The sequence below is a fragment of the Pseudomonas sp. PAMC25584 genome, assembly GCF_058135675.1.
The window spans coordinates 1052527-1077585 of record NZ_CM176870.1 but is presented as its reverse complement, the minus strand read 5'-3'; the positions used below and the strand labels follow the sequence as shown (position 1 = coordinate 1077585).

Here is a 25059-nt window from a genome sequence, read left to right as displayed (position 1 = left end):
GCATAGGAACGATCCTACGTGGTGTCTTGGCGTTTTTCGCGAGCAAACTCGCTCCTGCAGTGGTGTTGCGTTAACGGGATAAATGTTAGCTTGCTTGGCATTCTCCCGTAGTCGATGAGCCCGCCTGCAATGAAAAAGACTGTCCTCGCCTTCAGCCGCGTCACCCCGGAAATGATCGAACGCCTGCAACAGGATTTCGAGGTGATCGCGCCCAACCCCAAGTTGGGCGACATCAACGCACAGTTCAACGAAGCCCTGCCCCACGCCCACGGCCTGATCGGCGTGGGTCGCAAGCTGGGCCGCGCGCAGCTCGAAGGCGCGAGCCAACTGGAAGTGGTGTCCAGCGTGTCGGTGGGCTACGACAACTATGACGTGGCGTACCTCAACGAACGCGGGATCATGCTCACCAACACCCCCGACGTCCTCACCGAAAGCACCGCCGACCTGGCCTTCGCCCTGCTGATGAGCAGCGCACGCCGGGTCGCCGAGCTGGACGCATGGACCAAGGCCGGCCAGTGGAAAGCCAGCGTCGGCGCGTCGTTGTTCGGCGGCGACGTACACGGCAAGACATTGGGCATCGTCGGCATGGGCAATATCGGCGCCGCCGTCGCCCGTCGCGGGCGCCTGGGCTTCAACATGCCGATTCTGTACAGCGGTAACAGCCGCAAGACCGCACTGGAACAGGAACTGGGCGCGCAGATGCGCAGCCTGGAGCAGTTACTGGCTGAAGCGGATTTCGTCTGCCTGGTGGTGCCGTTGAGCGAAAAGACCCGGCACCTGATCAGCCATCGCGAGCTGGGGATGATGAAATCCAGCGCGATCCTGATCAATATTTCCCGCGGCCCGGTGGTCGACGAGCCGGCGCTGATCGAAGCCCTGCAAACCCAGCGTATTCGCGGGGCGGGGCTGGACGTGTATGAACAGGAGCCGCTGGCCGAGTCGCCGCTGTTCCAACTGAGCAATGCGGTGACCCTGCCGCACATCGGCTCGGCGACCCATGAAACCCGCGCAGCCATGGCCAACCGCGCCCTGGACAACCTGCGCAGCGCCCTGCTCGGCCAACGCCCGCAGGACCTGATCAACCCACAGGTGTGGAAGGGCTGAGATAAGCCGACTTCATCGGCGCATGCCCCTAAAGCCTGGGCCGATGAAGTCGATAACCTTCCATAGATGATCCCCCCTGATCCACAGAAGGTTTTTATGTCCACTTCTAAAGCCCGCGCAGACTCACTCTCGCTTCTGCTCTTTACCTTGCGCAGCGGCAAGTTGATGGCCATTAACCTGCTGAAAGTCAGCGAAATCATCCCCTGCCCGCCGCTGACCAAGCTGCCGGAGTCTCATCCCCACGTCAAAGGCATCGCCATGCTGCGCGGCACCTCGCTGTCGGTGATCGACCTGAGTCGCGCCCTCGGCGAAATGCCGTTGGTGGACCCGGACGGCGGTTGCCTGATCGTCACCGACGTCAGCCGCTCCAAACAGGGCCTGCATGTGCAGGCGGTGAGCAAGATCGTGCATTGCCTGACCACCGATATCCGCCCGCCGCCCTTCGGCGCCGGCGGTAACCGCTCGTTCATCACCGGGGTCACCCAGGTAGAAGGCGGCCTGGTGCAGGTGCTGGATATCGAAAAAGTCATCCACGCCATCGCGCCGGTGCCGATTGAAATGGCGCCGACCGACTTGACCATGGAAGAGGCCGAAGTCCTGGGCAATGCGCGCATCCTGGTGGTGGATGACAGCCAGGTCGCCTTGCAACAGTCGGTACACACCCTGCGCAACCTGGGCCTGACCTGCCACACCGCGCGCAGCGCCAAGGAAGCCATCGACGTATTGCTGGAGTTGCAGGGCACCGCCGGGCAAATCAACGTGGTGGTGTCGGACATCGAAATGTCCGAAATGGACGGTTACGCCCTCACCCGCACCCTGCGCGAAACCCCCGATTTCCAGGACCTCTACGTGCTGTTGCACACCTCCCTGGACAGCGCGATGAACAGCGAAAAAGCACGTGTGGCCGGAGCCGACGCCGTGCTAACCAAATTCTCCTCACCCGAGCTGACCAAATGCCTAGTGGTGGCCGCCCAGACCGTGGCGCAAAAAGGCCTGTAACCGGTGACCGAGTATTTCCAACTGCTACGCCGCGACCTCACCCGTGACCTGCCCGCGCCGCAGTGGCCGGCCGGTACACAGCTGGATCACTTCCGCGACGAATGGGCCCCGGCGATTCATGCAGTGTTGTGCATGACCCAGGCACAAGGCGGCGGCCGCGTCGCCAACCTGCAAACCTGGCGGCAGCAATTCGTGACCGATGCCGAGTTCGACCCCACGCTGTGCCTGGTGGCGAGCAATGCCGAAGGCATCCTCGGCGTGGCCCAGTGCTGGACCAGCGCCTTCATCAAGAACCTCGCCGTCCATCCCTGCGCCCAGGGCCAGGGGCTGGGGCGCGCCTTGTTGCTGCACGCCTTCCAGGTGTTCAAACAGCGCGGCGAGCCCTGTGTGGACCTCAAGGTCCTGGAAAGCAACCAACGTGCCCGGCAGCTCTATGAAAGCGCCGGCATGACGTTTGTGCTGCGCGATGCGGTCACCGAGGACTGACGGGCACTGGCGCACAACTTGCTTTCAGTGCCCTTGAACGCTGAAAAGAGGCGAAAACCCGTCACCGTTCGAGCGTGCCCTCTGACCTAGCCTGGTGACAGATCTGCCATGAACACTCATTTTTCCTGCGTCGGTTGTGGCAAATGCTGCACCGACCACCATGTGCCCCTGACCCTCGAAGAAGCCCGCCAATGGGCGGCTGACGGCGGCAGCGTGATCGTTCTGGTGGAAGGTTTTCTCGGCAACGGCCTTGGCCTGCCGCTGCAACAACGCGAGCATGCCGAACGCCGTTCGGTGCTGGTACCCAGCGGTAAGACCCAGGCATTCGTGGCCATCACCTTTGCCGCCTACAACCCCGGACGCTGCCGGAATCTTGACGAAGACAACCTGTGCCGCATCTATGACCGCCGGCCGTTGGTCTGCCGCATCTATCCGATGGAGATCAACCCGCACATCCCGTTCAACCCTGCCGCCAAGGAATGCCCGCCGGAGTCGTGGGAACAGGGCCCGGTGTTGATTGCCGGTGGCGAACTGATGGATGAAGAACTGGCTGAATTGATCCGCCGCTCACGCCAGGCCGACCGCGACGATGTACAGACCAAAGAAGCGGTGTGCACCCTGCTGGGGATTCGCACCACAGCGCTCAAGGGCGATGGTTTTACTGCGTACCTGCCGCAGATGGATGCCTTTGCCCAGGCGATCGAGCTGGCGGCGAGCCAGCCTTGCGTGGCGAATGAGTGGGTGTTTCATGTGTCCGGGATGGACATCGCCGAGCAGTTGCTGGATGCGGGGGCACAGCTTGCCACCGAGGTGCCGGCCAACTATGCGTTTATTCCGCTGCGCACAGCCTAGTCTTTTGGCGCAACGGGGACTGTATCCAGGCGGTAGGGCTGAATGATCCGCTGGTATTCGCCGTTCTGCACCAGCTGTTCAAGGGCGCGGTTGAGTGCATTGCGCAGGGCGGTATCGGGTTTGCGCACCGCGATTGCCACGCCGCTGCCCAATAGCTCGGCCGAAATCGCGGGGCCGAGGAAGTCGAAGTCCTGGCCATCGACGGTATCGAGCAGTGCCTCGCGAATTTCCACGGTACCTTGCAGGGTCGCATCGATATCCCCCGCCACCAGGCTGCGAATCAGTTCGTCATTGAGCCAGAAGCTCTTGACAATAACGCCCTTGGGCGCCCACTGCGCATGGGCGAAGGCTTCGCGATTACTACCCAGCAACACCCCGACACGCTTGCCCTTGAGCGAGCGCACGGTCGGCATCAGGCCTGATGTTCTGTGGGCGACCAAGCGCGTGGTGAACGGATAGAGTTCATCGGTGAAGTTCACCCAGCGCCGACGTATCGACGTGGGCGCCATGCCCATGATTGCGTCGAATTGCCGGGCTTCGAGGGCGGGGAAATTTTCCACCAGCACCTGATCGACCCAGGTACAGCGCACATTCAACTGCACGCATAGCGCGTTACCCAGGTCGATGTTCAGGCCGACCAGTTGCCCTTGCGGGTTGCGGCTCTGGAACGGGGAGAATTGCGCAGCAACGGCAAAGCGAATTTCACGCCGTGGCGGATCACTGGCGGCAACGCTATCAACCGACAGCAATAACGCGAGCACTGCACACATGTGTATCAGAGCCACAGGAAACGTCCTTTTCCGAAAAGTCCAGCCTCAGCCATCCCACCCCGGCGGAAAAAGCCGGGGCGCAGCGCAGGCTGTGCAAGCTTTCAAGAAACAGTCGTGGCTCTACAATCAGAAATATCAGCGGACGTTGTAGGACGTAGTCGACACAGCGTGCGACGTATTACTCTCAGCGTTTACCCATCGAACGACGGGTGCCCGGCGGCGCCATGCCTGGGGACTTGGTGTGCCCGTTCTTCGCGCCATTCTTGTACCAAGGCTGGGCGGCATTCTTGGCCCCGGCCAGTTCACCCGGTTTGAACGGAAACTTAAACGCCGGGACCTCGGTTTTTTCAACGCCTTCGGCGCTGGCCGGATCGACGAGGTCGGCCGCTTCAACAGGGGGTTGTGTCGGGGAAGTCATGGAAGCTCCGGAGCATGCAAAAAATGATGCGGGGCCAGCTTGCGGCCCACACTGGCGCGCAGTATACCTGCGCCCTTCGGATCTTTAACCACTGCCTGTACGAATGGTCGGCGTTTACTGACAGCGCTGTCAGTTAGCAGTCACCTTGCTGACCGGGTTGACGGGCTATAAAGACACCTCACTCTTCCGTTCCTTTGCCCTGGCGCCTCACCCCCATGCAAATTAAACGAAAAACTGCCCTGATCGTGGGTGTCCTGCTGGTGCTGGCGATTGCAGCCTGGGCGCTGACGCGACCGGCCAAAACCAGGCTGGCGGCGCCGACGGCGATCCCGGTACGGGTGGTGAGCGTGGCGCAACAGGACATCCCGCGTTTCGTCAGCGGCATTGGCACGGTGCTGTCGTTGCACAGCGTGGTGATCCGCCCGCAGGTCGACGGCATCCTCACCCAATTGCTGGTCAAGGAAGGCCAGCGGGTCAAGGCAGGGGATCTGTTGGCGACCATCGATGACCGCTCGATCCGCGCCAGCCTCGACCAGGCCAAGGCCCTGCTGGGAGAAAACCAGGCGCAACTGCAAGTGGCGCTGATCAACCTCCAGCGCTACAAGGCATTGAGTGTCGACGACGGCGTGTCCAAGCAGACCTATGACCAGCAGCAAGCCCTGGTCAACCAGCTCAAGGCCACCACCCAGGGCAATCAGGCCGCGATTGATGCGGAAAAGGTGCAGCTTTCCTACACTCAGATTCGCTCACCGGTCAGCGGCCGCGTGGGGATTCGCACCGTGGATGAAGGCAACTTCCTGCGCACGAGCGATACCCAGGGCCTGTTCTCGGTCACGCAGATCGACCCGATTGCCGTCGAGTTTTCCCTGCCGCAACAGATGTTGCCCACCTTGCAAGGCCTGATCGCGGCCCCCGTCCCAGCCAGCGTCGACGCCTACCTGGGCGCTGACACCGACGGCCAGACCGGCGACCTGCTCGGCGAAGGCCACTTGAGCCTGATCGACAACCAGATCAGTTCCACCACCGGCACCCTGCGCGCCAAGGCCGAGTTCAATAACGCCACGCAGCGCCTGTGGCCGGGGCAACTGGTGACCATCAAGATCCAGACCGGCCTCGACAAGAACGCCCTGGTGGTGCCGCCGACCGTGGTGCAACGCGGGCTGGATGCGCACTTTGTGTACCGGGTCAACGGCGACAAGGTGGAGGTGGTACCGGTGCAGGTCACCTACCAGAACAGCGATGTGACGCTCATCAAGGGCGTACAGGCCGGTGATGTGCTGGTCAGCGACGGCCAATCGCGGCTCAAGGCCGGCGCTCAGGTCGAGGTGCTCAAAGAGCCACCGCAAGTGATCCAGACCGTCGACGCCAAGGTGCAACCATGAACGACAGCCGCTCGCCGTCAGCCTGGTGCGTCGACCACCCGGTCGCGACGCTGCTGCTGACTTTTGCCCTGGTGTTGCTCGGGCTGATTGCCTTCCCGCAACTGGCCATCGCCCCGCTGCCGGAAGCGGAATTTCCGACGATCCAGGTCACCGCGCAACTGCCCGGCGCCAGCCCGGACACCATGGCTTCGTCGGTGGCCACGCCCCTGGAGGTGCAATTCAGCGCCATCCCCGGCATGACCCAGATGACCTCCAGCAGCGCCTTGGGCTCCAGCCTCTTGACCCTGCAATTCACCCTGAACAAGAGCATCGACACCGCCGCCCAGGAAGTCCAGGCGGCGATCAACACCGCCTCCGGCAAGCTGCCCAGCGATATGCCGAACCTGCCGACCTGGAAAAAGGTCAACCCGGCGGACAGCCCGGTGCTGATCCTCAGCGTCAGTTCCGCCAGCATGCCCAGCACCGAGCTGAGCGATTACGTGGAAACCCTGCTGGCACGGCAAATCAGCCAGATCGACGGCGTCGGCCAGATCAACATCACCGGCCAGCAACGCCCGGCGATTCGCGTGCAGGCTTCGCCCGACAAACTCGCGGCCATCGGCCTGACCCTGGCCGACATCCGCTTGGCGATCCAGCAGTCAAGCCTGAACCTGGCCAAAGGCGCGATCTACGGGGAGAACAGCGTGTCGACCCTGTCGACCAACGACCAGTTGTTTCAGCCTGAGGACTACGCCCAACTGATCGTGTCCTACAAGAATGGCGCGCCAGTTCAACTGCGCGACATCGCCAAAGTCATCAACGGTTCGGAAAACGCCTACGTACAGGCGTGGTCCGGCGATACGCCGGGGGTCAACCTGGTGATCTCGCGCCAGCCCGGCGCGAACATCGTCGAAACCGTCGACCGCATTCAAGCGCAACTGCCGCGCCTGCAGGCCATGTTGCCGGCGTCGGTGCAGGTCAGTGTGTTGAGCGACCGCACCAAGACCATCCGCGCCTCCCTGCATGAAGTGGAAGTGACCCTGCTGATCGCCGTGTTGCTGGTGGTGGCGGTGATGGCGCTGTTCCTGCGCCAGTTGTCGGCGACGTTGATTGTGTCCAGCGTGCTCGGGGTGTCGCTGATCGCCAGTTTCGCCTTGATGTACCTGATGGGCTTCAGCCTGAACAACCTGACCCTGGTGGCGATCGTCATCTCCGTGGGTTTTGTGGTGGACGATGCGATCGTGGTGGTGGAGAACATTCACCGCCATCTCGAAGCCGGACTGGGCAAGCGCGAAGCGGCGATCAAGGGCGCCAGCGAGATTGGCTTTACCGTGGTGTCCATCAGCTTCTCGCTGGTAGCGGCGTTCATTCCGCTGCTGTTCATGGGCGGCGTGGTCGGGCGCTTGTTCAAGGAGTTCGCGCTGACGGCGACCTCGACCATCCTGATTTCGGTGGTGGTCTCGCTGACGCTGGCGCCGACCCTGGCGGCACTGTTCATGCGCGCCCCGACCCATCCCGCCAACGCCAAGCCTAGTTTCAGCGAACGCCTGCTGGCCGCTTATGCACGCAACCTGCGCCGCGCCCTGGCCCATCAACGCAGCATGCTGGCGATCTTCGTGGTCACGCTGGCGCTGGCGGTGCTCGGCTACGTGTTCATCCCCAAGGGTTTCTTCCCGGTGCAGGACACCGGCTTCGTGCTCGGCACCAGCGAAGCGGCGGCCGATGTGTCGTACCCGGACATGGTCGCCAAGCACAAGGCCCTGGCCGAGATCATCAAGGATGACCCGGCGGTGGCAGACTTTTCCCACTCGGTGGGCGTCACTGGCAGCAACCAGACCATCGCCAACGGCCGCTTCTGGATCGCCTTGAAAGACCGCGGCGATCGCGATGTGTCCGCCAGCCAGTTCATCGACCGCATCCGCCCGAAACTGGCGAAGGTGCCGGGCATCGTGCTGTACCTGCGTGCCGGCCAGGACATCAACCTCAGTTCCGGCCCCAGCCGCGCCCAGTACCAGTACGTGCTCAAGAGCAACGACGGCCCGACACTGAATACCTGGACCCAGCGCCTCACCGAAAAACTGCGCGCCAACCCGGCGTTTCGCGACCTGTCCAACGACCTGCAACTGGGCGGCAGCATTACCCACATCAGTATCGACCGTCAGGCCGCCGCGCGCTTCGGCCTGACCGCCACCGATGTCGACCAGGCGTTGTATGACGCGTTCGGCCAGCGCCAGATCAACGAGTTCCAGACCGAGATCAACCAGTACCAAGTGGTGCTGGAACTCGACAGCCAGCAACGCGGTAAAGCCGAAAGCCTCAATTATTTCTACCTGCGCTCGCCGCTGACCAGTGAGATGGTGCCGTTGTCGGCCTTGGCCAAGGTCGACCCGCCCAGCGTGGGCCCGTTGTCCATCAGCCATGACGGCATGTTCCCGGCCGCCAACCTGTCGTTCAACCTGGCGCCCGGCGTGGCGCTGGGGGATGCGGTGATCATGCTCAACCAGGCCAAAAACGAAATCGGCATGCCGGCCAGCATCCTCGGCAACTTCCAGGGCGCGGCCCAGGCGTTCCAGAGTTCGCTGGCCAGCCAGCCGTGGCTGATCCTGGCGGCGCTGGTGGCGGTCTACATCATTCTCGGCGTGCTGTACGAAAGTTTCGTCCACCCGCTGACGATCATTTCCACCTTGCCCTCGGCCGGCCTGGGCGCGTTGATCATGTTGTGGCTGCTGGGCCAGGACTTCTCGATCATGGCCCTGATCGGCCTGGTGTTGCTGATCGGCATCGTCAAGAAGAACGGCATCCTGATGATCGACTTCGCCCTCGAAGCGCAGCGGGTCCGAGGCCTGCCGCCGCAGGAAGCGATCTACGAAGCCTGTGTCACGCGGTTCCGGCCGATCATCATGACCACCCTCGCCGCCCTGCTCGGCGCCGTGCCGCTGATGCTCGGCGCAGGCCCCGGCGCGGAACTGCGCCAACCGCTGGGGATCGCGGTGGTCGGCGGCTTGCTGGTGAGCCAGGCGCTGACGTTGTTCACCACGCCGGTCATATACTTGTACCTTGAGAAGTTTTTCCACAGGCCCACACCAACGCCCGCGTTGGCGACCACACATTAAGGCGGGGTCATGCGCGTCCTGATCGTTGAAGATGAAGAAAAAACCGCAGACTACCTGCATCGCGGCCTGACGGAGCAAGGCTACACCGTCGACGTGGCGCGTGAAGGCGTCGAGGGTTTGCACCTGGCGCTGGAAAACGATTACGCGGTGATCGTGCTCGACGTGATGCTGCCCGGTCTCGACGGCTTTGGCGTACTGCGCGCCCTGCGTGCGCGCAAGCAAACGCCGGTGATCATGCTCACCGCCCGCGAACGCGTGGAAGACCGCATTCGCGGCCTGCGTGAAGGCGCCGACGATTACCTGGGCAAGCCGTTTTCCTTCCTGGAACTGGTGGCGCGCCTGCAAGCCCTGACCCGCCGCAGTGGCGGGCACGAACCGGTGCAGGTGACCGTCGCCGACCTGTGGATCGACCTGATCAGCCGCAAGGCCAGCCGCAACGGCGTGCGCCTGGACCTGACCGCCAAGGAGTTCTCGCTGCTCAGCGTATTGGCGCGGCGCCAGGGTGAGATCCTGTCCAAGACCGCCATCGCGGAGATGGTCTGGGACATCAATTTCGACAGCGACGCCAACGTGGTCGAAGTCGCGATCAAACGCCTGCGCGCCAAGCTCGACGGGCCGTTCGAACACAAGCTGCTGCACACCATCCGCGGCATGGGCTATGTGCTGGAGAGCCGCAGTGTCAGCTAATTCCATCGCCCTGCGCTTGAGCGGCATGTTCACCCTGGTGGCGCTGCTGATCTTCCTGTTGATCGGCGGCGCGCTCTATCAGCAAGTGGACCAAGGCTTGGGCCTGTTACCGGAGGCCGAACTGGATGCGCGCTACAGCGTGCTGGAGTCGTCGGTGACGCGTTTCGGCACGCCGGAGCATTGGACCAAGATCAAGGCCAAACTCAAGTTGCTGGCTGAGGAAGACAAGCGCATCCGTTTCTGGGTGGTGAGCAGCGACCCGAACTACGAATACGGCAGCCCGGACGCGCAGATCCGCACGTTCGCCGCCGGCCCGACCGGCAAACGCGACTTACGCCTGGCCGGCCATAACGACCCGTTCAAAGTGCTGGTGAGCCAGTTCCCCGCCCAGGACCAGCGTCCGCCATTGCGCTTCATGATCGCCATCGACACCGAAAACTTCCGCGCCACCCAGCACCACTTGCTGGTGGCGCTGATCAGCCTGGCGTTCATCGGCGTGGTCCTGGCGGCGCTGCTGGGGTTCTGGGTCTCGCGCATCGGCCTCAAGCCGCTGGGCAAACTCTCGGATGAGGCGCAGAAACTCGCGCCGCCGAAACTCTCCGGGCGCCTGCAACTGTCGCCACTGCCGCCGGAGTTGAGTCAGTTCGTCAACTCGTTCAACGCCACCCTGGACCGGGTAGAACAGGCCTACTCGCGCCTGGAGTCATTCAACGCCGACGTCGCTCATGAACTGCGCTCACCCCTGACCAACCTGATCGGCCAGACTCAGGTCGCGCTGACACGCGGGCGCTCGGCCGAGCATTATTTCGAGGTGCTGCAGTCCAACCTGGAAGAATTGGAGCGCCTGCGTTCGATCATCAACGACATGCTGTTCCTCGCCAGCGCCGACCAGGGCAGCAAGGCCACCAAGCTGATCGAAAGCTCCCTGGCCGACGAAGTGGCGACCACCCTCGACTACCTGGATTTCATCCTCGAAGACGCCCAGGTCCGGGTGCAAGTACACGGCGACGCCCAGGTACAGATCGAAAGAGCCCACCTGCGCCGCGCGCTGATCAACCTGCTGAGCAACGCCGTACAGCACACCGCGCCAGGGCAGGTCATCGCGGTGAACATCGACGTGCAGGAGCATCAGGTGGCGATCGCCGTGACCAACCCCGGCGCCGCGATTGCCAGCGAGCACCTGCCTCGACTGTTCGAGCGCTTCTATCGGGTGGATGCATCACGCAGCAACAGCGGCGCCAACCACGGGCTGGGGCTGGCCATCGTCAAGGCGATTGCGCTGATGCATGGCGGCGATGTGTTCGTGCGCAGTGACGCGGGCGGCAACACCTTCGGTATTACCCTGCCCGTCTAAATCTTGAGAACACTTCAGACCCATGTGGGAGGGGGCTTGCTCCCGATAGCGGCAGATCAGTCAGTACTTCAGTGACTGATACACCGCTATCGGGAGCAAGCCCCCTCCCACACTGCACCGCGCCGCTTGCGCCAAATCTCTGACTGTTGCGATTTGGGCAACAGTCATTATCTTGTTACACTCTGTATCGCAGCGCTCGCCTGCGTTAATTTGACGCATCGATGAGCGCGACGGCAAAGACAGCTGACCCGCTTACCCGAATTTCCCTCGACTTTTTTCCAGGGCTCTACACTGGGAAACAGTCTTAAAGCCGCTGACTTCAGCGGCTTTTTTTTTGCCGTAAAAAAGGCCAGGCACACCCCCACGACATTGGCCGTTTTCGTTTGACCAAAGGAGCTCCACCGGTGAAGAACTCGCTGACGTTCACCCCGTTATTCCTCGCGATTGCAGCAACGATCGCCCCCCTCGCCCACGCGGCAGACACCTCCACCACCGACGGTTTCGTCGAAGGCGCAAGCCTCAAGCTCAACGCCCGCAACTACTACATGAACCGCGACCGTCGCGACATCCACACCGATGACAGCAAAGAATGGGGCCAGGGCTTTCTCGGCATCTTCGAATCCGGCTACACCCAGGGCACTGTCGGCTTCGGCCTGGATGCCCACGCCATGCTCGGCCTCAAGCTCGACGGCGGTGGCGGCACCGACGGTTCCAGCATCCTGCCGTATGGCAACAGTGACGGCAGCGGCAAGGCGCCGGGGTCGTTTTCCACCGCTGGCGGCACGCTGAAGATGCGCGCGTTCGACACGGAACTGAAAGCCGGTGACCTGTTCCTCAACAACCCGGTGATCGCCGGCGGCATGACCCGTATGCTGCCCCAGACCTTTCGCGGCGTGAGCCTGACCAACCACAGCGTTGACGGCTGGATGATCGAAGGCGGCCAAGCCAGTTTCACCAAACTCTATAACCAGAGCGGCCACGGGCGCATCGGCACCAGCTACGGCGTACTGCCGGAGCACGCCGACAGCCAGCACCTGGACTGGGCCGGTGTGTCGTTCAGCGGCATCCCGGGCCTGACCAGCAACCTGTACGCCTCCGAACTCAAGGATGTGTGGCACCAGTACTACTACGACCTCGACTACACCTACGCACTGAACGATCTGGTCAGCCTCAACCCCGGCCTGCACTACTACCACACCCAGGACAGCGGCCAGTCGCTGCTGGGTAACATCGACAACAACACCTACAGCCTGCATTTCACCGTAGGCGTGGGCAACCACAGCGTCACGGCCGCGTACCAGCGGGTCAACGGCAACACACCGTTCGACTACATCACCCAGGGCGACAGCGTGTACCTGGACAACTCCCAGCAATACTCGGACTTCAACGGCCCCAACGAGCGTTCGTGGAAGCTCAAGTACGCTTATGACTTTGTCGGCCTCGGCCTGCCCGGCCTGACCACTGCCGTGTCCTATAGCAGCGGCAAGACCGACCTGAGCAAAGTCGACCCCAATAGCCGGGGCTACAGCGCCTGGTACAGCGCCGACGGCCAGGACGCCAAGCACTGGGAACGGGACATCGATATGAAATACGTGGTGCAGGGCGGCAAGGCCAAGGATCTGTCGCTGCGCCTGCAATGGGCGACCAACCGCGGCAGCAATGGCTACTCGGCGGTGGATCGGGATGTGGATGAATACCGGGTGATCGTCGACTATCCGATCAACGTGTTCTAAAGCGCAGATCTTTCTTTTTAACCCATCAATCAATTTTCATCGGGTAGAACTAAACTGCCAGCATCTTTATCGTCGAAGTCTGCCCGATGAGTCAACGCCCCGTCCGTACACCACCTGAACGCCCAGAGCTGTTGCTGATGCTGGGCAGTGGCCTCACCGTCGCGCTGATCGTGATCATGGTCTCGGTGCTGTTGATCCGCGAACACGCCAGTGCTCTGGAGGCGGCCAAACGCTCAACCACCAACATCGCGCAACTGATCAACGCCGATGTGCTGCGTAACGTCGAACTCTATGACCTCGCACTGCAAGGGCTGATCGCGGCCACCCAGCGCAAGGATTTGTCCCGGGTATCAGCGGACATCCGACACCTGGTGCAATTTGAGCGGTCAGCGGCCGCGCCGTTCAAAGGCGAAGTGCTGTTGCTGGACGCCAAGGGCGCCGTCATCGCTGACTCTTCGACGCTCAAGCCAACCCCGCGCAATTTCGCTGACCGCGACTACTTCATCGCACATAAGAACGCCGGCCAGACCGACCTGTTCATCAGCCGGCCGTTCAGGGTTGAGTGCAATTGCGAGCAGGTCTGGCGCATCGCATTCAGCCGCCGCGTCACCGGCGCCAACGGCGAGTTTGCCGGGGTCGCCGTGGCCACCATGCGCCTGGCGTACTTCGATCAGTTGTTCAAAGGCCTGACCATCGGCCATAGCAGCTCGGTCAACCTGTTGAACAACCGCGGCATTCTCCTGGCCCAGCAACCGCTGCTGGAGCGCGACATGATCGACAAGGACCTGAGTGATCGCCCCAACTTCAAGCGCATGCTGCGCGATGGGAGCGGCAGCTTTCGGGCCATCTCAGCCATCACCGACAAGGAGCGCCTGTACACCTTCACCAATGTCGGTGAGCTGCCCCTGATTGTGGTGGTGGCGCTGTCCAGCGACGATGTGTTCGCGCCGTGGAAACGCGCGGCGATGCTGACAAGCGGCGCCACGGGCATCCTGTGTCTGGGCCTTCTATGGCTGACCTGGATGCTGCGCCGGGAACTGCGACGCCGTTATCGCGCAGAGAAGGTGCTGTCAGAACTGGCAGCCACCGACGCGCTCACCGGCCTGGCCAACCGGCGCAAACTGGACCACCGCCTGCGCCTGGAATGGGACCGCGCTCAGCGCTCTGCCGAACCGCTGACGCTGTTGATGATCGACGTCGACCACTTCAAGGCATTTAACGACCGCCACGGCCATCACGGCGGCGATGAGGCGTTGCGCAACGTCGCCCAGGTGATCGGCAGCAACATCCGTCGCCCAGCCGACCTGGCCGCACGTTATGGCGGTGAAGAGTTCGCCGTGGTGTTGCCGGCTACCGATGACCGAGGCGCATGGCTGATTGCCGAGCATATCCGCAGTGGCGTCGAGCACTTGCCACGGGTGGCGGGAGATGAACGGCCGATCACCGTGAGCATCGGCCTGAGTACCTGGGAAAAGCGCAGTGGCATGTCCCTGGAGGATTTGATGCTCAGTGCGGACCAGGCGCTGTATGAGGCCAAGCACACGGGGCGCAATCGCATCGTGGATGCACAGTAACGATGACTGAAGCGAGCAGGCCATTGTGGCGAGCGAGCCATAGCAATAAAAAAGGCCACCCGAAGGCAGCCCTTAAAACTAAAGAAAGAGAGTTGTTACTTACACCGCCGCAACGGGACGCATGTAAGAGATCGGTGCGGTGCTGGCATCTTCGAAGGTCACGACTTCCCAAGCATCTGTCTGCTCAATCAACTTGCGCAGTAGCTGGTTGTTAAGGGCGTGGCCCGACTTGAAGCCTTTGAACTCACCTATCAGGCTATTGCCCAGCAGGTAGAGGTCACCGATTGCATCGAGGATCTTGTGCTTCACGAATTCGTCTTCATAACGAAGGCCGTCCTCGTTCAGTACACCATCCGCGTCGACCACAATGGCATTTTCAACGCTGCCGCCGAGTGCGAGGTTGTGCTTGCGCAGGTACTCGATGTCACTCATGAAACCAAAGGTACGGGCGCGGCTGACTTCTTTTACGAACGAAGTGCTGGAAAAATCCACGCTTGCACTTTGGGTGCGGTCACGAAATACCGGGTGATCGAAATCGATCTCAAAGCTCACTTTAAAGCCTTCGAACGGGACGAAGGTGGCGCGCTTGTCGCCGTCTTCTACTGTCACTTCCCGCAGAATGCGAATGAACTTCTTGGCTGCGTCCTGTTCTTCCAGGCCGGCAGATTGAATCAAGAATACGAAGGGACCAGCGCTGCCATCCATGATGGGGACTTCGGACGCGGAGAGCTCGACGTAGGCGTTATCGATGCCCAGACCGGCCATGGCCGAGAGCAAGTGCTCCACCGTGTCCACTTTGACGTCACCGTTGACCAATGTGGTCGACATCGTGGTTTCGCCGACGTTTTCCGCGCGAGCAGGAATCTGCACCACAGGGTCCAGGTCGGCACGAACAAACACGATGCCGGTGTCGACAGGTGCAGGTTTGAGGGTCAGGTATACCTTCTCCCCGGAGTGCAGACCTACACCTGTGGCACGAATAATATTCTTCAGGGTGCGTTGTTTAATCATGGCTTGGACCGCTTCAGCGCAAATTGCGAACTGGTATCAACAAAGGCTGGCGATAATAGCAGACCAGACCTTTGCTGAACACCAATCACCTTCATAGCCCTGATACATTCCATTAATCGGCCTGACGACGCAGGAATGCCGGGATGTCCAGGTAGTCCAAGTCATCTTGCGGATTCGGGCTACGGGACGCCGCAGCACCGGCCTGAGCCTGATTGCGCATCACGGTCGGACGGTCCAGATCACGGTAGTTCACCGACGGCAGTTCCTGGCGCGAAGGCGCTGGAGCGGCAGCCGCTTGGCTGGCGTGACTGCTGTGACTGGTGTGAACGGTATTGTCGATGACCTTTACAGGCTTCTCGATTTTTGCGCCCAGGCCGGTCGCAACCACGGTTACATGCAGTTCGTCGCGCATGTCCGGATCGATAACCGTACCGACTTTGACCATCGCGTGCTCGGAAGCAAAGGCTTCGATGATGCTACCCACGTCGGAGTACTCACCCAGGGACAGGTCAGGACCGGCGGTGATGTTCACCAGGATGCCGCGTGCGCCTTGCAGGTTCACGTCTTCCAGCAACGGGTTGCGGATGGCCGCTTCAGTGGCTTCACGCGCACGGTTCGGACCGCTGGCGCAGCCAGTGCCCATCATCGCCATGCCCATTTCGCTCATCACGGTACGCACGTCGGCGAAGTCGACGTTGATCATGCCCGGACGCTTGATGATGTCGGAGATACCGCGAACGGCACCGGCCAGTACATCGTCAGCCTTGGCAAACGCGGACAGCAGGCTCGCGTCCTTGCCCAGGATAGTCAGCAGCTTCTCGTTGGGGATGGTGATCAACGAGTCGACGCTTTCAGACAGCAGACGGATACCTTCGTCGGCGATCTGCATACGCTTGCGACCTTCGAACGGGAACGGACGGGTCACGACAGCGACCGTCAGAATCCCCATTTCCTTGGCCACTTCGGCAATGATCGGCGCTGCACCGGTACCGGTACCGCCGCCCATGCCAGTGGTGATGAACACCATGTTGGTGCCTTGCAGCACTTCAGCGATACGCTCACGGTCTTCCAGGGCGGCTTGACGGCCGACTTCTGGGTTGGCGCCGGCGCCGAGGCCCTTGGTCACGGCGGTGCCCAATTGCAGGATGGTCCGCGCGCCGATGCTCTTCAGCGCCTGGGCATCGGTGTTGGCGCAGATGAATTCAACGCCTTCGATGTTGCTCTTGACCATATGGTTGACAGCGTTGCCGCCGCCACCGCCGACACCGATCACTTTGATGACCGGGCTTGCGGGGATGTTGTCTACGAGTTCGAACATGTTCCCTCTCCTTTCGTTTTCTCTAGTTTTTTCGCCTACTGCATGCTTCTACAACAGTGGTGCGGTGCTGCGGTAAATCGTTAGAAATTGCCTTTGACCCAAGCCTGCAACCGTTCGAACAACGGTGCTTTCGCTTCGTCGTCGCCGCGGTAGCTGTCGCGGATGCTCGGGCCCGACAGGGAAATGCCGTCGGTCTGCTTTTGCAGCCCGTACAACAGCAAGCCCACACCGGTGGAATAAATCGGGTTGCGCACCACGTCGCCCAGGCCTTTGACGCCATGGGGCACGCCCAGGCGGACCGGCATGTGGAAGATCTCTTCGGCCAGTTCGACCGCGCCTTCCATCTTCGAGGTGCCACCGGTCAGCACGATGCCGGCCGGGATCAAATCTTCGTAGCCACTGCGGCGCAGTTCCGCCTGGATCAGGGTGAACAGCTCGTCGTAGCGCGGCTCGACCACTTCGGCCAAAGCCTGGCGCGACAGCTCGCGCGGTGGACGGTCGCCCACGCTTGGCACCTTGATGGTTTCACCGGCACCGGCCAGTTTGGCCAGGGCGCAGGCGTAACGGATCTTGATCTCTTCGGCGTACTGAGTCGGTGTGCGCAACGCCATGGCAATGTCGTTGGTGACCTGGTCGCCGGCAATCGGGATCACGGCGGTGTGACGGATCGCACCCTCGGTGAAGATCGCGATGTCGGTGGTGCCGCCGCCGATGTCGACCAGGCACACGCCCAGTTCTTTTTCGTCATCGGTCAGTACCGAGTAGGCCGAAGCCAGTTGCTCGAGAATGATGTCGTCGATTTCCAGGCCGCAGCGGCGCACGCACTTTTCAATGTTCTGTGCGGCATTGACCGCGCAGGTCACCACGTGGACCTTGGCTTCCAGGCGCACGCCCGACATGCCGAGGGGCTCGCGCACGCCTTCCTGGTTGTCAATCACGTAGTCCTGCGGCAGGGTGTGCAGCACGCGCTGGTCAGCCGGGATCGCCACGGCCTGGGCCGCGTCGAGTACGCGCTCAAGGTCGGCCGCACTGACTTCACGGTCGCGGATCGCCACGATGCCATGGGAGTTCAGGCTGCGGATGTGATTGCCCGCCACGCCGACGAACGCCGAGTGAATCCGGCAACCGGCCATCAGCTGCGCTTCTTCAATGGCGCGCTGGATCGATTGCACGGTGGACTCGATGTTCACCACCACGCCCTTCTTCAGGCCCCGGGACGGATGCGTGCCAATACCGACGATTTCGATCGTGCCGTCTTCCCCGACCTCGCCCACCAGCGCCACCACTTTGGAGGTGCCGATATCGAGACCGACGATCATTTTGCCGCTTTGCACGTTTGCCATGGGTCCTGCCTCTTCTTAATTCTTCGCGACAGCGGGTTGCGCTGCCGTGGGCGCAGCCGGTTCACGCCAGCCGACGGCAAGGCCGTTGGCGTAACGCAGGTCGACGCTCGCAATGTTCGTAATCTGTTCTTTCAAGGTCTTTTCATAGATGGCAATAAAGCGGCGCATCTTTTCCACCAAGCGGTCGCGTCCCAGCAACAACTCGATGCCCGGGCCGGAACTGCCTGCCCCGGTCGTCAAAAACCAGCTGCCCCGTTCACGCAATTCCAGGCGTGCAATGGAGAAGCCCAGCGGCCGCAGCATCTGGCTCAAGGCCTGGTACTGCTGCATCACTTGCTGCTGCGCCCGCTGCGGCCCGAACAGCTGCGGCAGGTGCTCGTAGTTGGCCAGCTCACGCGGGGTGAACGCCTGGCCCTGGTTGTTCAACAGCGCTTCATCACCCCAACGGGCCACGGGCAGTTGTTCTTCCAGGCGGATCGTCACCTGGTCCGGCCATACACGGCGGACTTCGGCGTGGGCGATCCACGGCATCTGCTCCAACTCCCGGCGCATACCGGCCAGGTCGATGGTGAAGAAACTCGCCGCCAGGAACGGACCGATGCGCTGCTGTACCGCTTGCTGGCTGATGTAGCTCAAGTCGCCCTGTACGCTGATCTTGGTGATCGGCCGGTCGGCGTAAGGCAACAGACGCTGCGCGCCTTCATAAGTACCGAAGCCCAACACCACCAGCAACACCGGCCAGAACAGCGCCTTGAGGAAACCAAAGTTGGCTTTCGGCAGGCGCGCCGACATCGGCTCTTTAGCCACCATCCGGCTGGCACCCCGTGGCACCGGCTTGCGGCCGGGTGCGTGTGGGGGCTGATGACGAAGCGATGCGCCTTTCATGTCTTAGCCTCGCTGCCTTTCTTCACCGGCAACGCTGGCCGCCAGGATTGCCAGCACCAACTGCTGGAAATCCAGACCGGCTGCGCGCGCGGCCATCGGGACCAGGCTGTGATCGGTCATGCCCGGTGCGGTGTTGACTTCCAGGAACCAGAAATTCCCTTGGTCGTCCTGCATCACGTCTGCCCGCGCCCAACCGGCGATACCCAGCGCCTCACAGGCTTTCGCCGTGAGGTCCATCAGTTCCTGTTCTTTGCTTACGTCAAGGCCACAGGGAATCCGGTACTGGGTATCGGAAGCCAGGTACTTGGCGTCGTAGTCGTAGAAAGTGTGGGGCGTGCCCAAGGCGATGGGCGGCAATACCTGGCCACGCAGGGTGGCGATGGTGTACTCGGGACCTTGGATCCACTGTTCCACCAACACTTGCGAATCGTAGGTACTTGCCGCTTTCCATGCGTCGATCAATTCGGCGGCCGAGTTCACTTTAGCCATGCCGATACTGGAGCCTTCATGGGCTGGTTTGACGATCAAAGGCAGGCCCAGTTCCTTGGCTGCAGAAATACAATCGTCTTCGCTGCACAACACGCTGTGACGCGGGGTTGGAATCCCCAGGCTGTGCCAGACCTGCTTGGTGCGCAACTTGTCCATGGCCAGCGCCGACGCGAGGATGCCGCTGCCGGTGTAAGGAATCCCAGCGCACTCCAACAGGCCTTGCATGCTGCCGTCTTCACCGCCACGGCCGTGCAGGATGATGAAGGCGCGGTCGATCTTCTCGGCCTGCAGGCGGGCGAGGAAGTCGTCGCCCACGTCGATACCGAACGCATTCACGCCCGCACTCTGCAGCGCTTCGAGCACGGCATTGCCGGACTTGAGTGACACTTCGCGTTCAGCGCTCTTGCCGCCGAACAGCACGGCCACGCGGCCGAAGTCGGCGGGGGCGATGGTGGAGAACAGGGAGCCGTAGTGGGTGGTCATTTCGACTTCCCCTTTTCTACGGCAAACGCTTCTTTGACGAACAAGGGGCTCGCCAGCAATTTAGGCGCAAGGCCACCGATGTCACCAGCACCCTGGCACAGCAGGATGTCGCCGGCACGCAGCAGCGGCTTGACGATCGGCGCCAGGTCCACACCGCGTTCGATGTAGATCGGGTCCAACTGGCCACGCTGACGGATGCTGTTGCACAGCTTGCGGCTGTCCGCCCCGGGGATCGGTTCTTCACCAGCCGGGTAGACTTCCATCAGCAGCAGCACGTTGGCATCGGCCAGTACATTGACGAAATCGTCATACAGGTCGCGGGTGCGGCTGTAGCGGTGCGGCTGGTAGACCATCACCAGGCGACGATCCGGCCAGCCACCGCGCACTGCTTTAATCACGGCGGCGACTTCAGTCGGGTGGTGACCGTAGTCGTCCACCAACATCACGTCACCACCTTCCACCGGCAGATGCCCATAGACCTGGAAGCGCCGGCCAACGCCGGCAAAACCCGACAGGCCCTCGACAATGGCTTCATCGCTGACGCCTTCGTCGGAGGCAATGCAGATGGTCGCCAGGGAATTGAGTACGTTGTGGTTGCCCGGCATGTTCACCGACACGTCCAGCGGTTCGCGGTCCGGGCGCAGCACAGTGAAGAACGTCTGCATGCCTTGCTGGCGCACATTGATCGCACGCACGTCGGCGTCTTCGCTGAAGCCGTAGGTCAAGGTAGGACGCTTGACCAGCGGCAGGATTTCACGCACCACCGGGTCATCCAGGCACACCACCGCCAAACCGTAGAACGGCAGGTTATGCAGGAACTCGACGAAGGTTTTCTTCAACTTGTTGAAGTCACCGTCGTAGGTCGCCATGTGGTCGGCGTCGATGTTGGTGACCACGGCCACCAGCGGTTGCAGGTGCAGGAAGCTGGCATCGCTTTCGTCAGCTTCGGCGATCAGGTAGCGGCTGGTGCCCAACTGGGCATTGGTGCCGGCTGCATTCAGGCGGCCACCGATCACGAAGGTCGGGTCCAGGCCACCGGCGGCGAACACCGAGGCGATCAGGCTGGTGGTGGTGGTCTTGCCGTGGGTGCCGGCGACGGCAATACCATGGCGATAGCGCATCAGCTCGGCCAGCATTTCGGCGCGGGGCACCACGGGAATGCGGCGCTCAAGGGCGGTGGCCACTTCTGGGTTAGAGGTGTTCACGGCGCTGGACACCACCAGCACGTCGGCCTCGGTAGCGTTCTCGGCGTGGTGGCCGATAAAGATTTTCGCACCGAAGGACTTCAGCCGCTCGGTGACCGGCGACTCTTTCAAGTCAGAGCCGGACACCTCGTAGCCCAGGTTCAGCAACACTTCGGCAATACCACACATGCCCACGCCGCCGATCCCGACGAAGTGGATACGACGGATACGGCGCATTTCCGGTTGCGGCATGGCTTTCTGATTCTCAACCATGGGCCACCTCCAGGCAGATATCGACCACGGTGCGGGTTGCGTCAGGTTTGGCCAGGCGGCGTGCGGTGCTCGCCATGCTGTTGAGTCGTTCCGGTTGCATCAAAACCTCGGTCAGGCGTGCGGCCAAATCGGCGGCGCCAGTCGTTCTTTGCGGCAGCAGGAAGGCAGCGCCCTCCCCGGCCAAATATTCGGCGTTGCGGGTCTGGTGATCGTCAATCGCGTGGGGCAAAGGCACCAGCAAGGACGGCAGACCGGCGGCGGCCAATTCACTGACGGTCAACGCACCAGCGCGACAGACCACCAGGTCGGCCCAGCCATAGGCTTGGGCCATGTCTTTGATGAAGGGCTGCACATCAGCCTCTACACCGGCCTCGCGATAACGCGTGGCGGTCACTTCATCGTGGTTCTTGCCGGCCTGGTGGAAGACCTCAGGGCGCAAGTCCACAGGCAGTTGCGCCAGCGCTTGCGGCAGCAATTTATTCAGCGGCTCGGCGCCCAGGCTTCCGCCCAGGATCAGCACGTGCGCCTTGCGCCCGGCCAAGGCTTCACGGGCGATGTCCATAAACAATTCGGTGCGCACCGGGTTACCCGTGGTGCGGCGCTTGTCCGATGCGCCGAAGGTATTCGGAAACGCTTCGCAGACCCGCGCCGCCAGCGGCACCAGCAAGCGGTTGGCGGTGCCGGCGACAGCGTTCTGCTCATGCACGATCACCGGCACGCCAGCGAGTTTGGCCGCAACGCCGCCGGGGCCGGTCACATAACCGCCAAAACCGAGGACACACACCGGCTTCAATTCACGGATGACGTTGCGCGCCTGCCACACCGCCTTGAGCAACACGAACGGCGCCTTGAGCAGGGACAGCTTGCCCTTGCCGCGCAGGCCGGTGACGTTGATCAGATGCAGCGGCAAGCCGGCGTTCGGCACCAATTCGTTTTCGATGCCGCGCGGCGTCCCCAACCAATGCACGGTGTAGCCACGGTTCTGGAACTCACGCGCGCAGGCCAGGGCCGGGAACACGTGGCCCCCGGTGCCGCCTGCCATGATCAGCACGTTAGCGCCCATGAGTCGGCTCCTCGGCGAAGTCGCTTTCGCTGAACTCCATCTCTTCGCTGCCCAAGTGGGTTCGACTCTCCCACTCGATGCGCAGCAGCAAGCCGAGACAGGCGCAGCAGATCACCAACGAACTGCCGCCGTAACTGAGGAACGGCAAGGTCAGGCCCTTGGTCGGCAGCAAGCCGACGTTCACGCCGATATTGATCAGGAACTGGCCGATCCACAGGAACGACAAGCCATACGCCACATACGCAGCGAAATACTGTTTGGCCTTCTCGGCCCACAAGCCGATGTACATGCCGCGCACACATACGAACACGAACAGCGCGACGGTACACAGCGAGCCGACCACGCCCAGCTCTTCGGCGAGCACCGAGAACACGAAGTCAGTGTGCGCTTCCGGCAGGTAGAATTGTTTCTGCACGCTGTTGCCCAGGCCCACGCCCAGCCACTCGCCGCGACCGAAGGCGATCAGCGCCTGGGTCAACTGGTAGCCGGAGCCGAACTGGTCGGACCACGGGTCGGTAAAGGTGATCAGACGGGCCATCCGGTACGGTTGCGCCTGCACCAGCACGGTCACGGCGGCTACCGCCAGCACCACCATCAAGGTGAAGCGGAACAGCCCGACCCCGCCGAGGAACAGCATCGCTGCGGCGGCGCCCATCATCACGACGGTGGCCCCGAAGTCGGGTTCCATCAGCAACAGGCCCGCCATGGGCAGCAGCACGATGAACGGCTTGAAGAAGCCCATCCAGCTCTCGCGCACTTCCTTCTGACGACGTACCAGGTAACCGGCGAGGTAGATCACCACGAACACCTTGGCGATTTCCGACGGCTGCACGTTAAACGCACCGAAGCCGATCCAGCGCATCGAACCGTTCACCTCGCGGCCGATGCCGGGCAGGATCACCATGATCAGCAAGCCAAATGCCCCGATCAGCATCAGCCAACCCAGGCGCTGCCAGGTGGCGATGGGGATCATCATGGTGACGATGCACGCGCCGAGGCCGATCACCAGGTACACCAGGTGACGGATCATCATGTACAAGGTGTTGCCCGACTGCACGGCAGCCACTTCGGAAGACGCCGACGTAATCATCACCAGCCCCAGGCCCAGCAGCGCGAGGCAACCGGCGAGCATCGGGAAGTCGAGGTCGATGCCGCGCCCGGTAATGATCGGCGACGGATACGGCTTGATGATGTTACGGAAGTTGAGATTCATGCCAAGGCCTCCACGGCGCGGGCGAACAGCTGGCCGCGCTCTTCGTAGTTCTTGAACATGTCGAAACTGGCGCACGCCGGCGACAACAACACCGCATCACCCGGCTGGGCCAAGGCTTTGCACTGGGCAATCGCGTCGTCGAGGGAGCTGGCGCGCACTTGCGGCACCGCATCACCGAGGGCGGCGGCGATCAAGTCGGCATCGCGCCCCATCAGCACCACGGCGCGGCAATGGGCGGCCACCGGCCCCTTGAGGTCCTTGAAATCGGCGCCTTTGCCGTCGCCACCGGCGATCAGCAGCAGCTTGCCGTCGATATCGGCACCCAGGCCTTCGATGGCGGCCAATGCGGCACCGACGTTGGTGGCCTTGGAATCGTTGTAATAGCTGACGCCATTCAGGTCGCGTACCCATTGGCAGCGATGCTCAAGGCCGCCGAAGGTGCGCAGGCTCGCGAGCATGGCGTCGAACGGCAAACCAACGGCATGCCCGAGGGCCAGAGCCGCCAGGGCATTGGATTGGTTGTGCGCACCACGGATTTTCAGCTCGCGCACAGGCATCAGGTTCTGGAATTCGAAGGCCAGGTATTTCTCGCCGTTCTCTTCACGAATGCCGAAAGCCTTGAAGTCGGGTTTGCCCAGGCCAAAGGTCCAGCACGGCAGGCCCTCGCCCATCAACGGACGGCTCAAGGCGTCCTGGCGGTTGACCACCACTTGTTTGGCACCGCGGAAAATCCGGTGCTTGGCCAGGTGATAGGCCGGCAGGCCGCTGTAGCGGTCCATGTGGTCTTCGCTGACATTCAGCACGGTGGCCACTTCAGCGCCCAGGTCGTGGGTGGTTTCCAACTGGAAACTCGACAGCTCCATCACGTACAGCTCGACGTCGTCGCTGAGCAGGTCCAGCGCCGGGGTACCGAGGTTGCCGCCCACGGCCACGCGCTTGCCAGCCGCTGCCGCCATCTCACCAACCAGGGTGGTCACGGTGCTTTTTGCATTGGAACCGCTGATCGCCACGATCGGCGCCTTAGCGTTGCGCGCGAACAGGTCGATATCGCCGGACAGTTTTACGCCACGCGCCGCTGCGGCTTGCAGGGCCGGTGTCGCCAGGGCCAGGCCGGGGCTTACGTAAAGCTCGTCGGCACGGCACAGAAACTCGACATCCAACTCGCCACAACGCACTTCCACGTGCGGGTAGTCACGGCGCAGCGTGACCAGCTCCGGTGGATTTTCCCGCGTATCGGCGACAGCAAACGACGTGCCCCGGTTCGCCAGGAAGCGAACCAGGGACATGCCGCTCTTGCCGAGGCCGACAACGATGCGGAAGTGGTCTGAAGCGATCAGGGACACTCG

At 62.1% G+C, this 25059-nt stretch carries 21 protein-coding genes; 10 read left to right on the top strand and 11 right to left on the bottom strand.

Annotated features, from left to right (window positions below):
- Positions 1–129: 129 nt before the first annotated feature.
- From ACS5Q8_RS04890 to ACS5Q8_RS04875, 4 genes are all read left to right on the top strand, one after another.
- Positions 130–1104 carry a 2-hydroxyacid dehydrogenase gene (locus ACS5Q8_RS04890; protein ID WP_247400092.1) on the top strand — a complete coding sequence of 325 codons (975 nt, stop codon included), beginning with the start codon at positions 130–132 and terminating at the stop codon, positions 1102–1104.
- 96 nt (positions 1105–1200) lie between these two features.
- On the top strand, positions 1201–2103 hold the full coding sequence (locus ACS5Q8_RS04885; protein ID WP_247400090.1) for a chemotaxis protein CheV: 903 nt from the start codon (positions 1201–1203) through the stop codon (positions 2101–2103).
- Positions 2104–2106: 3 nt separating this feature from the next.
- On the top strand, positions 2107–2589 hold the full coding sequence (locus ACS5Q8_RS04880) for a GNAT family N-acetyltransferase (protein ID WP_247400089.1): 483 nt from the start codon (positions 2107–2109) through the stop codon (positions 2587–2589).
- 108 nt (positions 2590–2697) lie between these two features.
- Positions 2698–3441, top strand: a complete 744-nt coding sequence (locus ACS5Q8_RS04875) for a YkgJ family cysteine cluster protein (RefSeq protein WP_247400087.1) — start codon at positions 2698–2700, stop codon at positions 3439–3441.
- Here the strand turns inward: ACS5Q8_RS04875 and ACS5Q8_RS04870 are convergent.
- Positions 3438–4226: a transporter substrate-binding domain-containing protein gene (locus ACS5Q8_RS04870; RefSeq protein ID WP_276196578.1), complete on the bottom strand. Its 789-nt coding sequence runs from the start codon at positions 4224–4226 to the stop codon at positions 3438–3440. The genes ACS5Q8_RS04875 and ACS5Q8_RS04870 overlap by 4 nt on opposite strands.
- A gap of 169 nt (positions 4227–4395) precedes the next feature.
- Complete coding sequence (locus ACS5Q8_RS04865; RefSeq protein WP_247400083.1) at positions 4396–4629, bottom strand: hypothetical protein; 234 nt, start codon at positions 4627–4629, stop codon at positions 4396–4398.
- Between the two features lie 215 nt (positions 4630–4844).
- Between ACS5Q8_RS04865 and ACS5Q8_RS04860 the strand changes: the two genes are divergently transcribed.
- From ACS5Q8_RS04860 to ACS5Q8_RS04835, 6 genes are all read left to right on the top strand, one after another.
- Entirely contained in the window at positions 4845–6011 is a 1167-nt protein-coding gene (locus tag ACS5Q8_RS04860; protein ID WP_276196577.1) for an efflux RND transporter periplasmic adaptor subunit, read from the top strand.
- The gene (locus ACS5Q8_RS04855) at positions 6008–9103 is read left to right on the top strand and encodes a multidrug efflux RND transporter permease subunit (RefSeq protein WP_426099714.1); all 3096 of its coding nucleotides are present in this window, start codon (positions 6008–6010) and stop codon (positions 9101–9103) included. The genes ACS5Q8_RS04860 and ACS5Q8_RS04855 overlap by 4 nt, the downstream gene beginning before the upstream one ends.
- 9 nt (positions 9104–9112) lie before the next feature.
- Positions 9113–9790: a heavy metal response regulator transcription factor gene (locus ACS5Q8_RS04850; RefSeq protein ID WP_247401400.1), complete on the top strand. Its 678-nt coding sequence runs from the start codon at positions 9113–9115 to the stop codon at positions 9788–9790.
- On the top strand, positions 9780–11144 hold the full coding sequence (locus tag ACS5Q8_RS04845; protein WP_276196575.1) for a heavy metal sensor histidine kinase: 1365 nt from the start codon (positions 9780–9782) through the stop codon (positions 11142–11144). Before ACS5Q8_RS04850 ends, ACS5Q8_RS04845 begins: the two co-directional genes overlap by 11 nt.
- A 404-nt stretch (positions 11145–11548) precedes the next feature.
- Complete coding sequence (locus ACS5Q8_RS04840) at positions 11549–12877, top strand: OprD family porin (protein WP_276196574.1); 1329 nt, start codon at positions 11549–11551, stop codon at positions 12875–12877.
- Between the two features lie 86 nt (positions 12878–12963).
- Positions 12964–14451 carry a sensor domain-containing diguanylate cyclase gene (locus ACS5Q8_RS04835; RefSeq protein WP_276196573.1) on the top strand — a complete coding sequence of 496 codons (1488 nt, stop codon included), beginning with the start codon at positions 12964–12966 and terminating at the stop codon, positions 14449–14451.
- Between the two features lie 99 nt (positions 14452–14550).
- On the opposite strand, the gene lpxC is transcribed toward ACS5Q8_RS04835, so the two are convergent.
- The 9 genes from lpxC to murD form a co-directional block, all read right to left on the bottom strand.
- The gene (lpxC, locus tag ACS5Q8_RS04830; protein ID WP_003171886.1) at positions 14551–15462 is read right to left on the bottom strand and encodes a UDP-3-O-acyl-N-acetylglucosamine deacetylase; all 912 of its coding nucleotides are present in this window, start codon (positions 15460–15462) and stop codon (positions 14551–14553) included.
- Between the two features lie 112 nt (positions 15463–15574).
- Positions 15575–16780, bottom strand: a complete 1206-nt coding sequence (gene ftsZ / locus ACS5Q8_RS04825; protein ID WP_247401408.1) for a cell division protein FtsZ — start codon at positions 16778–16780, stop codon at positions 15575–15577.
- An 80-nt stretch (positions 16781–16860) separates the two neighbouring features.
- On the bottom strand, positions 16861–18123 hold the full coding sequence (gene ftsA, locus ACS5Q8_RS04820) for a cell division protein FtsA (RefSeq protein WP_017845923.1): 1263 nt from the start codon (positions 18121–18123) through the stop codon (positions 16861–16863).
- A gap of 15 nt (positions 18124–18138) precedes the next feature.
- A complete protein-coding gene (locus tag ACS5Q8_RS04815; protein WP_276196572.1) occupies positions 18139–19008 on the bottom strand; it encodes a cell division protein FtsQ/DivIB in 870 nt (289 codons plus the stop codon).
- Between the two features lie 3 nt (positions 19009–19011).
- Positions 19012–19980, bottom strand: coding sequence for a D-alanine--D-alanine ligase (locus tag ACS5Q8_RS04810; RefSeq protein ID WP_443699977.1), 969 nt, complete (start codon positions 19978–19980; stop codon positions 19012–19014).
- Positions 19977–21437, bottom strand: coding sequence for a UDP-N-acetylmuramate--L-alanine ligase (gene murC / locus ACS5Q8_RS04805; protein ID WP_465159874.1), 1461 nt, complete (start codon positions 21435–21437; stop codon positions 19977–19979). Before murC ends, ACS5Q8_RS04810 begins: the two co-directional genes overlap by 4 nt.
- Entirely contained in the window at positions 21430–22500 is a 1071-nt protein-coding gene (murG, locus tag ACS5Q8_RS04800; RefSeq protein WP_465159873.1) for an undecaprenyldiphospho-muramoylpentapeptide beta-N-acetylglucosaminyltransferase, read from the bottom strand. The genes murC and murG overlap by 8 nt, the downstream gene beginning before the upstream one ends.
- Positions 22490–23713, bottom strand: a complete 1224-nt coding sequence (gene ftsW / locus ACS5Q8_RS04795; RefSeq protein ID WP_057004267.1) for a putative lipid II flippase FtsW — start codon at positions 23711–23713, stop codon at positions 22490–22492. Before ftsW ends, murG begins: the two co-directional genes overlap by 11 nt.
- A complete protein-coding gene (gene murD / locus ACS5Q8_RS04790; RefSeq protein WP_276196568.1) occupies positions 23710–25056 on the bottom strand; it encodes a UDP-N-acetylmuramoyl-L-alanine--D-glutamate ligase in 1347 nt (448 codons plus the stop codon). Before murD ends, ftsW begins: the two co-directional genes overlap by 4 nt.
- Between the last annotated feature and the right edge of the window lie 3 nt (positions 25057–25059).